This is a genomic window from Pseudomonas sp. Z3-8, from assembly GCF_051131975.1.
Lineage (GTDB): Bacteria > Pseudomonadota > Gammaproteobacteria > Pseudomonadales > Pseudomonadaceae > Aquipseudomonas.
In genome coordinates, this window is record NZ_CP071643.1 from 709,648 (window position 1) to 723,391 (window position 13,744).

Below are 13,744 nucleotides of genomic sequence, written 5' to 3' on the forward strand. Positions count from 1 at the left end.
CTATCCACTGAAGGTCTTGGCGGGCAAAAAACAAGCCGAGGATTATACCTGAGCTGTGACCTCACGCGCCAGTTGAGGTCGGGTTTGATGCGCAAACATTGCGGCTGAGTAAGTCACGCAATTGGTTTTTCTCTTCGCTGGTCAACTCGCTCTGGCGAGCTTTGCGCAGAAGTTGTTCCAGGTTTCGCTCGCGTTGGCGGGCGGACAAGCTAGTAATGGTGTCGAAAAACTGTTGTTCAAGGTTATCTCCCTCTATCAGCCATTCCTTCTCGGCCAATGCCTTCAAAAGGCGCCCCTGCTCGGTGCCGTGCCACCGCGCGATCAACTGGAATGAGTTTAGCTTGGGGTTCTTCTGCACAGCTTCAAGGAGCGCGACCAGCAATTGTGTATTGCTGTGGTCCTCGGCGGCGAAGTGCCCGGCATCCTCTACCTTTTCAGCCAACTGCGGGTGGTGCAGCAGGGTGCGCAGGGCAGCCAGTGTTGGTGGTTCGACGGCGGCCGGCACGCGCGGGGCACGTGGCTGGTCGCGATCGCCGCGCTTGCCGGTCTTGTCCCAGGGTTTCTTGTCCCATTTCTTGCCGCCGGCACCGGGTTTCTTCGGTGTCCATTCCTGCTGCGGCGCGTAGTCCTGCTGGGTTTGATGATAGTCGGCGAAGTCGGGTATCGCGTCGTAGTCGATGCCCGGGTCGTAAGCCGGCGGTGCCTCCTGGGGGGCACTGTGGGCCAGCTGGCTGACCGCTTCGCTGTTCAGCCCGGTAATTTCCGTCAGGCGTTGACGCATCAAGGTCCGCAGGTTGGCGCCGGGCACCTTGTCGATCAGCGGTGCCGCGAGCGTGGCCATATGGGCCTTGCCTTCGAGGGAGCGCGGATCGGCTTCTTCGGTCAATTGCTGGAAAAAGTAGTCGGCCAGCGGCTGTGCGTGCTGGTTGATCCGCGCACGGAACGCATCGGTGCCCTCGGAGCGCACCAGGGTGTCCGGGTCCTCGCCCTCGGGCAGGAACAGAAAACGTGCGCGCCGCCCGTCCTGCAGGCAGGGCAGCGTCGCTTCAAGCGCGCGCCAGGCGGCGTTGCGTCCGGCCTGGTCGCCGTCGAAGCAGAACAGCACGCTCGGCACGACGCGAAACAGGCGCTTCATGTGTTCTTCGCTGGTGGCCGTGCCCAGGGTCGCAACGGCGTTGCGCAAGCCTTGCTGGGCCAGGGCGATGACGTCCATGTAGCCTTCGACAACGATGATTTCATCGAGGTTGCGATTGTTCTTGCGCGCCTCGTACAGGCCGTAGAGTTCCTGACCCTTATGGAAAACCGGGGTCTCCGGGGAGTTCAGGTACTTGGGCTTGTCGTCCCCCAGCACCCGGCCGCCAAAGGCGATGATCCGCCCGCGGGTATCGCGGATCGGGAACATCACCCGGTCACGGAAGCGGTCGTAGCGCTTGCCCGTCTCGGCGTTCTCGATCAGCAGGCCGGCGTCGATCATGGCGCGTTGCTGCAGCGTATCGCTGCTCAGATGTTTGTACAGGTTGTCCCAGCCCGGCGGGGCGAAGCCCAAGCCGAAGTCGCGAGCAATCTCACCGGTCAGGCCGCGGCCCTTGAGATAGTCCACCGCCGCCTTGCGGGCCGGATGGCTTTTTAGTGCCTGGCGATAAAAGTCGGCTGCTGCCGTGAGCAGCGGGTACAGCGGCGAATCGGTGGGTTGGCGAGGCTTGTGTTGTCGTCCGCTTTCCTCGCGAGGAATTTCCATGCCGGCGGCTTTGGCCAGTTCCTCGACGGCCTGGGGGAAATCCAGGTTGTCGTGGTCCATGATGAAGCCGAGGGCATTGCCGCCAGCGCCGCAGCCGAAGCAATAGTAGAACTGCTTGTCGGGGCTGACGCTGAAGGAGGGGGTTTTTTCTTTGTGAAACGGGCAGCAGGCTGTGTAGTTCTTGCCCGCTTTCTTCATTTGCAGGCGAGAGCTGACCACGTCGACGATGTCGGTGCGGTTCAGGAGGTCGTCAATAAAGCTCTGGGGAATTAGCCCGGCCATGGCGTTCTCATCATCACTGCGCGAAATAGGAGCCCAAAATCAGCTGCGGAGTCGGTTCCTGGTCCTGAGGCACGGAAAATGGTGGCTCGACCGGGTCGTCTGCATCATTGCTGTCGGGAAGTGTATCTGCCGATTATCCACTGACGTTAATGGCTATCAGTATTCGACTGTACGAAATGTGTTGCGCTGAGTCCGGTAACGGCCGGTCAGGCCTCGGATAGCTCATGAAGCGGGCACGCAGCGGTGCCTTGGGCTGATCGTCGTTAGAGGAATCAGGGTGTGCTCGTCAGTAGCCTTGGAAGGCTCGTCAGAAGAGACGTGCACCGCTGGCAAAAGAGCCAGGTCTGACGCGATAAAGCAGATCGTCTTGGTCGCGTCTGCGACTTTGACGGTGAAGCATCAAGCGTTGTTCCGCAAATGCCATAAGCCCGGCTTGGAGGCCGGGCTTGGCAAGAAGCTTGCGACGGGCGTCTGTGTATTAGTACAGACGTACGGCGCGGCGCTGTTCGCGCTGAACTTTCTTGGCGTGACGCTTAACAGCGGCTGCTGCTTTGCGCTTACGCTCGGAAGTCGGCTTCTCGTAGAATTCGCGGCTACGAACTTCAGCCAGAACACCGGCTTTTTCGCAGGAGCGCTTGAAACGACGCAGAGCTACGTCGAAGGGTTCGTTCTCTTTTACTTTGACGGCTGGCATCCAGAGCTACCTTCATTCATTACCGGGGTCAACATCCTCGCGGCAAAAGAGCACTTGAAGACGTCGGTTTTTAAGGGTTGCGGATGTTAACCCCTCAACGCTCGGAATGCAAAGCCTCTGATCGAAAACCGCTGGTCGGGGCACAACGCGACGACTATTATGCGCGCCTTCGAATTCAGCCTCTACAAGGCGCAACCCATGCTAGTACTGGGATTAGAAACGTCCTGCGACGAAACCGGCGTCGCCCTCTACGACAGTGAACGTGGCCTGCTGGCCGACGCGCTGTTCAGCCAGATCGACCTGCACCGCGCGTACGGCGGCGTGGTGCCGGAGCTTGCGTCACGCGATCACGTCAAGCGCATGCTGCCCTTGATCCGCCAGGTCCTGGCCGAAGGCGGCTGCGTGCCGACCGAGATCGACGCCATCGCCTACACGGCCGGGCCGGGTCTGGTGGGCGCACTGTTGGTCGGTGCCTCCTGTGCCCAGGCGCTGGCCTTTGCCTGGGGCATTCCGGCCTTGGGCGTGCACCACATGGAGGGCCACCTGCTGGCGCCGATGCTGGAGCCGCAGCCGCCGGAGTTTCCGTTCGTCGCTTTGTTGGTATCCGGAGGCCATACGCAGCTCGTGCGGGTCGATGGAATCGGCCAATACCAACTCATGGGCGAGTCGCTCGACGACGCCGCGGGCGAGGCTTTTGATAAAACCGCCAAGATGATGGGGCTCAATTATCCTGGCGGACCGGAAATCGCACGACTTGCCGCTCAAGGCATTGAAGGGCGTTTCCTATTCCCGCGTCCGATGTGCGACCGGCCTGGACTGGATTTCAGCTTCAGCGGCCTGAAAACCTTCGCGCTGAATACCTGGCAACAATGCGTCAATGCCGGGGACGACAGTGAGCAAGCCCGTTGCGACATCTCCCTGGCGTTCCAGCAGGCCGTGGTGGAGACTTTGACGATCAAGTGCAAGCGCGCGCTGAAACAAGCTGGGCTCAAGCGCCTGGTGATTGCCGGCGGGGTGAGCGCGAACAAGGCCTTGCGGGTATCCCTGGAGAAAATGCTCGGCGATATGAAGGGCGACGTTTACTACGCTCGGCCGGAGTTCTGTACAGATAACGGCGCGATGATCGCTTTTGCCGGTTGCCAGCGCCTGCAAGCGGGGCAGCAGGAAAGCCTGGCGATCAGCGTTCAGGCGCGCTGGCCCATGGAGCAACTTTCACCGCTGTGAGGCGTTATCAGAAGTGCCGTTCGCGCCCGGCGAACAGGTCGCGTAGATTGCCCCGGTGGCGCCAGACGATCAGCGCAACGAGTGTCGTCATCGGCAGCAACGCCGCCGGTTCCTGCCAGGCCAGCAAAGGCAGGGTCAGTGGCGTGGCGATCAATGCGGCCAGGGAGCTGGTGCGGGTCAGGTAGAAGGTCAGCAGCCAGGCGCACACGGCAAGCAGGGCGGCAGGCGGGTACAGGCCCAGCAGCATGCCGGCGGCGGTGGCGACACCCTTGCCGCCGCGAAAGCGGAAGTACAGCGGGAACAGATGGCCGATGACCGCGCAGACGCCGACCCAGGCCTGTTGCTGCAACGAAAGCCCTGCGAGGCTGGCGAGCAGAACCGGCACGAGGCCTTTGCAGAGGTCGCCAAGCAGGGTCAGGACGGCAAGCTTGCGTCCGGCCAGGCGCAGCATGTTGGTGGCGCCGGCATTGCCTGAGCCACTCATTCGCGGATCCGGGCGACCGGTCAGGCGGCTGAGCAAAATGGCAAAGGACAGTGAGCCGAGCAGGTAGGCGAGGATCGCCAATGACCAAAACATGCTAGCTATTCCGGGCGAGGAAGCCCCTGATTCTAACGGCGCAACGCGCCCTTGTCGTGCTGCGGAGAAGAGAGCTTGGACAGAGTATTTATCGAAGGCCTGGAAGTCGACACGGTGATTGGTGCCTACGACTGGGAGCGAGGCATCCGACAGTGCCTGCGGCTTGATCTGAGTTTTGCCTGGGATAATCGTCCGGCGGCTGCGGGCGACGACCTGAACCTGGCCCTCGACTACGCCAGCGTATCGGCCCGCATCCAGGCATTTGCCGAGCAGGCGCAGTTCCAATTGGTCGAAACCTTTGCCGAGCGACTGGCCCAAGAGCTCATGGATGAGTTCAGGATCACCTGGCTGCGCCTGAAAGTGACCAAGCCCGGGGCCGTGCCGGCCGCTACCGGCGTTGGCGTGGAGATCGAGCGCGGATGTCGCTGACTCAGGTTTTTCTCGGGCTCGGAAGCAATATCGAGCGCGAAATCCATTTGTGCGCGGGGCTTGAGGCTCTGGCCGGTTTCCTGGTGGATATGCGCTGTTCGGCCGTATTCGAAAGTCAGCCGGTGGGTATCAAGAGCGGGCCGTTCTTCAATTTCGTCGTGTCGGCGTTCACCGATCTTCCACTGATGGAGCTGGACCGCCGCCTCAAGTTCATCGAGGCCGATAATGGCCGCTACGCGCCGGACCGCAAGGGTTTGCCGTTGGATATCGACGTGCTGCTGTATGGCGAGCAGGTCGGCAACTTCGATGGGTTGATCCTGCCGCGCGCGGAAATTCTCAAGAATGCTTTTGTCTTGTGGCCTTTATCGTTGATTGCGCCGGACCGGATTCATCCAGGCGTGGGCAAGAGCTTTTCCACGTTGTGGGAAGAAGCACAGATTGATCAGGTGCTGGCGCCGGTGGCTTTCGAGTGGCGAGGTCAGCCGCTTACGCCACTAGATCTGCTGTGACGCGCCTGCCGTCATCGCGAGCAAGCTCGCTCCCACAGTGATCTGGGCTGAACACAAAATATGTGCCTGCTGAGATACCAATGTGGGAGCGAGCTTGCTCGCGATGGCGGAGGTACAACCGCCAAAGATGTAAGCTGACCGGAAAAATTACTGTCCGCTCGCCGCCTCCTTGTAAGCCTTCAACGCCCTGAGGCGCTCTCGCTTGATCGCTTCACCCAGTTCCGGCCCCTTGAAACCCTTCTCCAGCAAAGGTTGCACCGCCACGCCGCGGGCCGCTGACGCAGCGCCCCGCAGGTAATCAGCCTGTGGGTAACTTCGTTTCTCAAGCCCCTTGCGCCCTCGCGCATCCATCTCGCATGCGGCAATGAACTCCTCGAAACGCTGGGGGCGCCGGTACACATCAAAGCTCTGCAGCAGCTCAAGCAAAGTGGTTGCCCGGAGCTCCAGCGCGCGATGTCCATGGGTGTGGTATTGACCCACCAGAAGTGCCAGTTCCTGGCAGTCACGGGGCGCTTTGAAGCGTTCGTTGACTGCTTTGATCAGCTTCAGGCCCTTGTGCTCATGGGCGATGTGTCTTGGCCATTCATGCTCGGGTGTCAGACCTTTGCCGAGGTCATGCAACAGGCAAGCCCAGCGGACCGTCAGTGGCTGTTTGTGCAGCGCCGACTGTTCCAGCACGCTCAAGGTATGGACGCCGCTGTCGATTTCCGGGTGATGAGCTTCAGGCTGCGGGACCCCGAACAGCGCATTGACCTCGGGCATCAATACCTTGAGGGCATCGCAGTCGCGCAGTACCTGGATAAATACTTGTGGCTGATCTTCCATCAGGGCGCGGGAGATCTCTTTCCAGCTGCGTTCGGCAGTCAAAGCTTCCAGCTCGCCAGATTCACTGAGCTTGCGCATCAACGCGAGGGTTTCGTCCGCCACCTTGAAACCCAGCGGGGCATAACGTGCGGCAAAGCGGGCAACTCGCAGAACTCGCAGTGGATCCTCGGCAAACGCCGGGGAAACGTGCCGCAGCAGGCGATCTTCGAGATCGCGCTGGCCGTGGTAGGGATCGGTGAGGTTGCCATGGTCGTCTTCGGCCATGGCGTTGATTGTCAGGTCCCTGCGGATGAGGTCTTCTTCGAGCGTCACCTCGGGGCTGGCATGGAATACGAAGCCACCGTAACCCCTGCCGCTCTTGCGTTCGGTGCGAGCGAGGGCGTATTCCTCGCCAGTCTTCGGGTCAAGGAATACCGGAAAATCAGCCCCCACGGGACGGAATCCCTTGGCCAGCATTTCCTCGGCGGTGGCGCCCACGACCACCCGGTCGATGTCGGTGACGGGGATGCCGAGCAGGCGATCACGAACAGCGCCGCCGACTTTGTAGATCTGCATAAAAAACCTCCGTTGGGCCGACAGGATAAACCTTTAAGCCGGCCCTTCGGAGGCGAAAACGCTATCAAAGATGAATGACGGCCAAGTCCAGGCGCCCGTAATCTCCTTCGCCTTGTTCGCCGCGCGGCGGCACATGGTGGGTTTTCATCACCTGGTCGCCCTGCAGGGTTTCCAGGTGGATGTCGAACCCCCAAAGCCGATGCAGGTGCTTGAGGACCTCGTCGGTGGAATCGCCCAGCGGTTTGCGGTTGTGCTGCTGGTGACGCAGGGTCAGGGAACGATCACCCCGACGGTCGATGCTGTAGATCTGCACGTTGGGCTCGCGATTACCGAGATTGTATTGCGCTGCCAGGGTTTCACGGATGACCCGGTAACCGCTCTCGTCGTGGATGGCGGGCACCAGCAGGTCATCCTTCTGATCATCGTCCATGATGCTGAACAGCTTGAGGTCGCGGATCACCTTGGGCGAAAGGTACTGCAGGATGAAACTCTCGTCCTTGAAGCTGCTCATGGCGAATTTGATCGTGGAAAGCCAGTCCGAGCCGGCGATTTCCGGAAACCAGCGGCGATCCTCTTCGGTAGGGTCTTCACACATGCGGCGAATGTCGCGGTACATGGCAAAGCCCAGGGCATATGGGTTGATACCGCTGTAGTAGGGACTATCGAACCCTGGCTGGAATACCACGCTGGTATGGGAGGTCAGGAACTCCATCATGAAGCCATCGGTGACCAGGCCCTCGTCGTACAGGTCGTTCATCAACGTGTAGTGCCAGAATGTTGCCCAGCCCTCGTTCATCACCTGGGTCTGGCGCTGAGGGTAGAAATACTGGGCGATCTTGCGCACGATGCGTACGATTTCACGCTGCCAGGGTTCCAGCAGCGGCGCGTGTTTCTCGATGAAATAAAGGATGTTCTCCTGGGGCTCGGCAGGGAACCGCGCGTTGTCTTTCTCGCTGTACTTGTCCGCGCCTTTGGGAATGGTCCGCCAAAGATCGTTGATCTGCTTTTGCAGGTGTTCTTCACGGTCCTTCTGGCGCCGGCGCTCTTCCTCCGCGGAAATCGGATACGGCCGCTTGTAGCGGTCCACACCATAGTTCATCAGGGCGTGGCAGGAATCCAGCAGGTCCTCCACCGCATCAATGCCGTGGCGTTCCTCGCACTGCATGATGTACTGCTTGGCGAACACCAGGTAATCGATGATCGAGCTGGCGTCGGTCCAGGTGCGGAACAGATAGTTGCCCTTGAAGAAACTGTTGTGGCCATAGCAGGCATGCGCCACCACCAGCGCCTGCATGCAGATGGTGTTTTCTTCCATCAGGTAGGCGATGCAGGGATCGGAGTTGATCACGATCTCATAGGCCAGCCCCATCTGGCCGCGGCTGTAGGATTTCTCCGTACTGAGGAAATGCTTGCCGTAGGACCAATGGTGGTAGCCCAGTGGCATCCCTACGGATGCATAGGCGTCCATCATCTGCTCGGCGGTGATCACTTCGATCTGGTTGGGGTACGTGTCCAGGGCGTAACGGTCCGCGATACGGCTGATTTCGCGGTCGTAGGCCTGGATCAGCTCGAATGTCCATTCGGAACCGGTGGAAATGGGCTGGCGCTTCTGCTCTTTTTTGGCGGTCATGTCACTAACCTGCGCTGGAAGAGTTCACGGAAGACCGGGTAGATATCCCCGGCCGAGACCAGTTGCTGTTGGGCAAATGTGTCGGAGAAGGCTTCGGCGATGCGTTCGTATTCGTACCACAGGGCCTGGTGTTCGCGTGGAGTAATTTCCACGTAGGTGTAGTACTGGACGAACGGCATGATCTGGTTGATCAGGATGTCACGACAGATTGGCGAGTCGTCGTTCCAGTTATCGCCGTCGGACGCCTGGGCCGCATAGATGTTCCATTCATTGGCGGGGTAACGTTCGGCCATGATCTCCTGCATCAGTTTCAGCGCGCTCGACACGATCGTGCCGCCGGTTTCCCTGGAATAGAAAAACTCTTCCTCGTCGACTTCCCTGGCGCTGGTGTGGTGGCGGATGAACACCACATCGATCTTGTCGTAGTTCCTCTTCAGGAACAGGTACAGCAGGATAAAGAAACGCTTGGCGATGTCCTTGGTGGCTTGGGTCATGGAGCCGGAAACGTCCATCAGGCAGAACATCACGGCCTTCGAACTGGGATTCGGTTGTTTCACCAGGAGGTTGTATTTGAGGTCGAACGTGTCGAGGAACGGCACACGATGGATACGCGCGCTGAGTTTCTCGATTTCCGCTTCCAGGTCCTGGATATCGCCAAAATTGTCGGGCTCTTCACGTTTCAGGCGAGCCAGCTCTTCCTTGGCTTCGCGCAGTTTTGCCCGGCTGCTGCCTGACAGCGCGATGCGTCGGGCATGGGCCGAACGCAGGGTGCGAATAATATTGATGCGTGACGGATTACCCTCGTTGCTGATGCCGGCGCGTACGGTCTTGAAGGTGTCGGTACCGGTCAGGTTGCGCTTGACCAGGTTCGGCAGTTCCAGGTCCTCGAACATGAATTCGAGGAATTCCTCCTGGGTGATCTGGAATACGAACTCGTCCATGCCTTCGCCGGAATTGCCGGCCTTGCCGGGCCCCTTGCCGCCGCCTCCCCCCTGTGGACGCGGGATGTGCTCGCCAGTGGTGAATTCCTTGTTCCCCGGGTGCACGACGGTCTGCTTGCCACCACGGCCGTGGTGAAGCACCGGCTCGTCGATGTCGCGGCCAGGGATGCTGATCTGCTCGCCATGCTCCATGTCCGTAATGGAGCGACGGCTGACCGCCTCTTCGACGGCTTTCTTGATGTGGTCACGGTACCGCCGCAAGAAACGCTGGCGGTTCACCGTGCTCTTGTTTTTGCCATTCAGGCGTCGGTCGATCACATAGCTCATGGGTGCCCTCCGGGCAGCTTCAAGTGGTGAGCTGCAAGCTGCAAGTAGAAGCAGTAACCCTGCTCCAGGGTTCACGCGCTTTCCTCTTGCAGCTTGTCGCTTGCGGCTTGTTGCTGGCTATTGTGATTTACGGACCCGCAGGTACCACTCGGAAAGCAGGCGTACCTGTTTGTCGGTGTAGCCACGTTCGACCATGCGTGTAACGAAGTCGTTGTGTTTTTGCTGGTCCTCCTTGCTGGCCTTGGCATTGAAGCTGATGACTGGCAGCAGGTCTTCGGTGTTGGAGAACATTTTTTTCTCGATAACCACCCGCAGCTTCTCGTAGCTGAGCCAGGTCGGGTTCTTGCCGTTGTTGTTGGCCCGGGCGCGCAGCACGAAGTTGACGATTTCGTTGCGGAAATCCTTCGGATTGCTGATGCCCGCCGGTTTTTCGATTTTTTCCAGTTCCTCGTTCAGTGCCACGCGATTGAGGATTTCGCCGGTTTCCGGGTCGCGGTATTCCTGGTCCTGGATCCAGAAATCCGCATACAGCACATAACGATCGAAGATGTTCTGACCGTACTCGCTGTAGGACTCCAGGTAGGCCGTCTGGATCTCCTTGCCGATGAACTCGATATAACGGGGAGCCAGGTATTCCTTGAGGAAGCGCAGGTACCGCTCACGGGTTTCAGCCTGGAACTGTTCCTGCTCGATCTGCTGTTCAAGTACATAAAGCAGATGGACCGGGTTGGCGGCAATTTCGTGAGGGTCGAAGTTGAAGACCTTGGACAGGATCTTGAATGCGAACCGCGTGGAAAGACCATTCATGCCTTCGTCCACGCCCGCATTGTCGCGGTATTCCTGGATCGACTTGGCCTTCGGATCGGTGTCCTTGAGGTTTTCACCGTCGTAGACGCGCATTTTCGAATAGATGTTGGAGTTTTCCGGCTCCTTGAGACGCGACAGCACGGTGAACTGGGCCAGCATCTTCAGCGTATCGGGGGCGCAATGGGCCTTGGACAGCGAACTGTTGAACAACAGCTTGTCGTAGATTTTGATCTCATCGGTCACCCGCAGGCAGTACGGCACCTTGACGATGTAGATCCGGTCGATGAAGGCTTCGTTGTTCTTGTTGTTGCGGAAGGTATGCCATTCCGACTCGTTGGAGTGGGCCAGCAGGATGCCGCTGAACGGAATCGCCCCCAGCCCTTCGGTACTGTTGTAGTTGCCTTCCTGGGTGGCAGTCAGGAGTGGGTGCAGCACCTTGATGGGCGCCTTGAACATCTCGACGAATTCCATCAGGCCCTGGTTGGCCCGGCACAGCGCGCCCGAATAGCTATAGGCGTCGGCGTCGTTCTGAGGGAATTCCTCCAGTTTGCGAATATCGACCTTACCCACCAGGGCAGAGATATCCTGGTTGTTCTCATCCCCGGGCTCGGTCTTGGCCACGGCGATCTGGTTAAGTATCGAGGGGTAGAGCTTGACCACCCGGAACTGGCTGATGTCGCCGCCGAACTCGGCCAGGCGCTTGGTAGCCCATGGCGACATGATGGTATTGAGATAGCGCCGGGGAATACCAAAGTCTTCCTCGAGAATCGCGCCGTCTTCGGTAGCGTTGAACAGCCCCAGTGGGGACTCGAACACCGGCGAACCCTTGATAGCATAGAAGGGCACTTTTTCGATCAGTTGCTTGAGCTTCTCGGCCAGGGACGATTTACCGCCACCGACGGGGCCGAGCAGATAGAGGATTTGTTTTTTCTCCTCCAGGCCTTGGGCGGCATGGCGGAAATAGGAAACGATCTGTTCGATGCATTCTTCCATCCCGTGGAAGTCCGCAAAGGCCGGATAGCGGCGAATTACCTTGTTGGAAAAGATCCGCGAGAGCCTCGAGTTGGTCGAGGTATCCAGCAGTTCCGGTTCTCCGATTGCCAGCAACAGACGCTCCGCGGCCGATGCGTAGGCACTACGGTCCTGCTTGCAGAGTTCGAGGTATTCCTGCAGCGAGTACTCCTCCTGCCGCGTGGACTCGAAACGTTGCTGGAAGTGGCTAAAAATACTCATGACGTCACCTCGCTCGATACGTGGAGCCGGTGTCGGATCAATCAGTCGATGCTGGACAGCCGCTGGGAACCCAGTTGCCGTTTACCCCCCAGAATGCTCTCAAGAACACTGGCTCCTGAAAGCTGACTCCCGATGACCCGCGCGCCGGTGTACCGGCTCTCCCCTGTTTTGGATGGCCTGAGGCTAAGGATAGTTCGGAATCCGAGAGGTAAAGGTGGAATACGTAATTAGTTATGGCAGACCGTTCGTCTGCCATCGCCCAAGCCCGCGGTTCTCGTGGGCTTGGCTGTCATAAAAAATTATTCGTGAGTGCTTTGCGCTGTTTCGTCAGGATAAGTCGTGCGCCACAGCTCAAAGCCGCCGTCCAGGCTGTAGACATTGCTGAAGCCCTGGCTGACCAGGTAACCCGCTGCGCTCTGGCTGGAGTTGCCGTGGTAGCAGACCACAACGGTAGGCGCATCGAGGTCGGCGGCACGGATGAAGTCGGCCAGCGAATGGTTGTCCAGATGCTTGGAGCCGCTGATATGCAAAGCTGCAAAGGTGGCTGGGTCGCGCACATCGACGACGACGGCACCCTGTTCACGCAGGGCCTGGGCTTGTTCGGGAGAGATGCGTTTGAATTCGGTCATACGGGACTCCTGTGGCCTTGAGTGCAAAGCCGATCAAATGGCAGTGCCGGCCGGCAATGATGCGGTGGTCGGTTGATGGGGTTTGGCATGCCCCTTCTCGTCGCAATCGCAGCGCAGCAACTCGCCGCTGTCGACGTTCATCAGTGTCAGCGCGCTGCCCCAGACACAGCCGGTATCGAGGGCAAAGACCCCTGGCTCGTCGCTTTGGCCTTCAAGCGCGGCCCAATGGCCGAAGATGATCTTCAGATTGCGGGTCTTGCGCTCCTTGTGCTTGAACCAGGGCGCATAGCCGGGCGGAGCGGTTTCGATGCCTTCCTTGCCCTTGAGATCAAGCTTGCCATCACGGGTGCAGAAGCGCATCCGGGTGAAATAATTGGTAATGACCCTGAGTCGGGCGGCGCCGGTGAGGTCGTTGTCCCACTTCACCGGTTCGTTGCCGTACATGCCATCCAGGTAGGGGCCGAACAGGTTGTCATCGCGCAACGCCTGCTCCACTTCGCCTGCGCACTTGAGCGCCTTGCGCAAGGACCATTGGGGCGGAATGCCGGCATGGACCAGCGCCAGATTGCGCGCCTCGTCGTAGTGCATGAGCTTCTGCTGGCGCAGCCATTCGAGCAGCTCGACGCAATCAGGCGCGTCGAGAATTTCCTTCAGGGTATCGGACTTCTTCAAGCGCTCGATGTTCTGCCAGGCCGCCAGCAGGTGCAGGTCATGGTTACCCAGCACGCAAACCAGCGAATCGCGGATGCCGTAGAGGAAGCGCAAGGTTTCAAGCGATTGCGGCCCCCGGTTGACCAGGTCGCCCACGAGCCACAGGGTGTCTTCGCGTGGGTCAAAGGCGACCCGCTCCAGCAGGCACTTGAGCGGGTCGAGGCAGCCTTGCAGGTCGCCGACCGCGTACGTGGCCATCAGTGCAACGCTCCTGGCACCGCCAGGCGAAAGGGCTTGATGACCGCGTCGAAGCGTTTGCCGTCCTCGGCCAGCATCTGGTAGGTGCCCTGCATGGTGCCGACCTTGGTCGTCATCACGGTGCCGCTGCTGTAGCTGTGGCTTTGGCCTGCGTCGATCAACGGTTGCTGACCGACTACACCCTCGCCACGGACTTCTTCGACGTGCCCGTCGCCGTCGGTGATGATCCAGTGCCGTGACAGCAGTCGGGCTGGCAACGAGCCGTTGTTGCGCACAGTGATGGTGTAGGCAAAGGCGAAGCGGTTGTGCTCGGGTTGCGACTGTTCAGCGAGAAAGCGGGTGGCGACGCTGACGTCGACCTGGTAACGGGGATCGGACATGCAAAAGGGCCTTGGAAGCGGGACGCGGGCGTAACTGAGGGAATCAGTCTAGGCC

The 13,744-nt window shown here is 59.6% G+C and carries 13 protein-coding genes; 3 read left to right on the forward strand and 10 right to left on the reverse strand.

Translation table 11 applies throughout. The annotated features are described in order from the left end of the window. Window positions 1-61 precede the first annotated feature (61 nt). Entirely contained in the window at window positions 62-2,020 is a 1,959-nt protein-coding gene (gene dnaG / locus J3P94_RS03280; protein ID WP_434571398.1) for a DNA primase, read from the reverse strand. A 478-nt stretch (window positions 2,021-2,498) separates the two neighbouring features. Continuing rightward, window positions 2,499-2,714, reverse strand: coding sequence for a 30S ribosomal protein S21 (gene rpsU / locus J3P94_RS03285; protein WP_002551877.1), 216 nt, complete (start codon window positions 2,712-2,714; stop codon window positions 2,499-2,501). Between the two features lie 198 nt (window positions 2,715-2,912). On the opposite strand from rpsU, the gene tsaD reads away from it, so the two are divergent. After that, window positions 2,913-3,938 (forward strand): tRNA (adenosine(37)-N6)-threonylcarbamoyltransferase complex transferase subunit TsaD, encoded by a 1,026-nt coding sequence (tsaD, locus tag J3P94_RS03290; protein ID WP_434574078.1) that lies wholly within the window; start codon window positions 2,913-2,915, stop codon window positions 3,936-3,938. 7 nt (window positions 3,939-3,945) lie between these two features. On the opposite strand, the gene plsY is transcribed toward tsaD, so the two are convergent. Next, window positions 3,946-4,515: a glycerol-3-phosphate 1-O-acyltransferase PlsY gene (gene plsY, locus J3P94_RS03295; protein ID WP_305498384.1), complete on the reverse strand. Its 570-nt coding sequence runs from the start codon at window positions 4,513-4,515 to the stop codon at window positions 3,946-3,948. 75 nt (window positions 4,516-4,590) lie between these two features. Here plsY and folB point away from each other — a divergent pair, with 75 nt between their 5' ends. Both folB and folK read left to right on the forward strand, forming a co-directional pair. After that, a complete protein-coding gene (gene folB / locus J3P94_RS03300; RefSeq protein WP_434571400.1) occupies window positions 4,591-4,944 on the forward strand; it encodes a dihydroneopterin aldolase in 354 nt (117 codons plus the stop codon). Continuing rightward, window positions 4,935-5,453 (forward strand): 2-amino-4-hydroxy-6-hydroxymethyldihydropteridine diphosphokinase, encoded by a 519-nt coding sequence (gene folK / locus J3P94_RS03305; RefSeq protein ID WP_434571402.1) that lies wholly within the window; start codon window positions 4,935-4,937, stop codon window positions 5,451-5,453. The genes folB and folK overlap by 10 nt, the downstream gene beginning before the upstream one ends. Window positions 5,454-5,600: 147 nt before the next feature. Here the strand turns inward: folK and J3P94_RS03310 are convergent, their stop codons facing one another. The 7 genes from J3P94_RS03310 to apaG form a co-directional block, all read right to left on the reverse strand. After that, window positions 5,601-6,833 carry a multifunctional CCA addition/repair protein gene (locus J3P94_RS03310; RefSeq protein ID WP_434571404.1) on the reverse strand — a complete coding sequence of 411 codons (1,233 nt, stop codon included), beginning with the start codon at window positions 6,831-6,833 and terminating at the stop codon, window positions 5,601-5,603. A gap of 64 nt (window positions 6,834-6,897) precedes the next feature. Further along, complete coding sequence (locus tag J3P94_RS03315) at window positions 6,898-8,463, reverse strand: SpoVR family protein (protein WP_305498391.1); 1,566 nt, start codon at window positions 8,461-8,463, stop codon at window positions 6,898-6,900. Then, window positions 8,460-9,731 (reverse strand): YeaH/YhbH family protein, encoded by a 1,272-nt coding sequence (locus tag J3P94_RS03320; protein ID WP_305498393.1) that lies wholly within the window; start codon window positions 9,729-9,731, stop codon window positions 8,460-8,462. The genes J3P94_RS03315 and J3P94_RS03320 overlap by 4 nt, the downstream gene beginning before the upstream one ends. A 117-nt stretch (window positions 9,732-9,848) precedes the next feature. Then, entirely contained in the window at window positions 9,849-11,771 is a 1,923-nt protein-coding gene (locus J3P94_RS03325; protein WP_305498395.1) for a PrkA family serine protein kinase, read from the reverse strand. A 299-nt stretch (window positions 11,772-12,070) separates the two neighbouring features. Beyond that, the gene (glpE, locus tag J3P94_RS03330) at window positions 12,071-12,400 is read right to left on the reverse strand and encodes a thiosulfate sulfurtransferase GlpE (protein ID WP_434571406.1); all 330 of its coding nucleotides are present in this window, start codon (window positions 12,398-12,400) and stop codon (window positions 12,071-12,073) included. A gap of 33 nt (window positions 12,401-12,433) precedes the next feature. After that, a complete protein-coding gene (locus J3P94_RS03335; RefSeq protein ID WP_434571408.1) occupies window positions 12,434-13,309 on the reverse strand; it encodes a symmetrical bis(5'-nucleosyl)-tetraphosphatase in 876 nt (291 codons plus the stop codon). Beyond that, entirely contained in the window at window positions 13,309-13,689 is a 381-nt protein-coding gene (gene apaG, locus J3P94_RS03340) for a Co2+/Mg2+ efflux protein ApaG (protein ID WP_305498400.1), read from the reverse strand. The genes J3P94_RS03335 and apaG overlap by 1 nt, the downstream gene beginning before the upstream one ends. Window positions 13,690-13,744 lie beyond the last annotated feature (55 nt).

Coding starts and splice junctions, on each gene's coding strand:
- apaG (WP_305498400.1), bottom strand. CDS start 13,689: ATGTCCGATCCCCGTTACCAGGTCGACGTCAGCGTCGCCACCCGCTTT.
- plsY (WP_305498384.1), bottom strand. CDS start 4,515: ATGTTTTGGTCATTGGCGATCCTCGCCTACCTGCTCGGCTCACTGTCC.
- dnaG (WP_434571398.1), bottom strand. CDS start 2,020: ATGGCCGGGCTAATTCCCCAGAGCTTTATTGACGACCTCCTGAACCGC.
- rpsU (WP_002551877.1), bottom strand. CDS start 2,714: ATGCCAGCCGTCAAAGTAAAAGAGAACGAACCCTTCGACGTAGCTCTG.
- J3P94_RS03320 (WP_305498393.1), bottom strand. CDS start 9,731: ATGAGCTATGTGATCGACCGACGCCTGAATGGCAAAAACAAGAGCACG.
- J3P94_RS03325 (WP_305498395.1), bottom strand. CDS start 11,771: ATGAGTATTTTTAGCCACTTCCAGCAACGTTTCGAGTCCACGCGGCAG.
- folK (WP_434571402.1), top strand. CDS start 4,935: ATGTCGCTGACTCAGGTTTTTCTCGGGCTCGGAAGCAATATCGAGCGC.
- glpE (WP_434571406.1), bottom strand. CDS start 12,400: ATGACCGAATTCAAACGCATCTCTCCCGAACAAGCCCAGGCCCTGCGT.
- J3P94_RS03315 (WP_305498391.1), bottom strand. CDS start 8,463: ATGACCGCCAAAAAAGAGCAGAAGCGCCAGCCCATTTCCACCGGTTCC.
- J3P94_RS03335 (WP_434571408.1), bottom strand. CDS start 13,309: ATGGCCACGTACGCGGTCGGCGACCTGCAAGGCTGCCTCGACCCGCTC.
- J3P94_RS03310 (WP_434571404.1), bottom strand. CDS start 6,833: ATGCAGATCTACAAAGTCGGCGGCGCTGTTCGTGATCGCCTGCTCGGC.
- tsaD (WP_434574078.1), top strand. CDS start 2,913: ATGCTAGTACTGGGATTAGAAACGTCCTGCGACGAAACCGGCGTCGCC.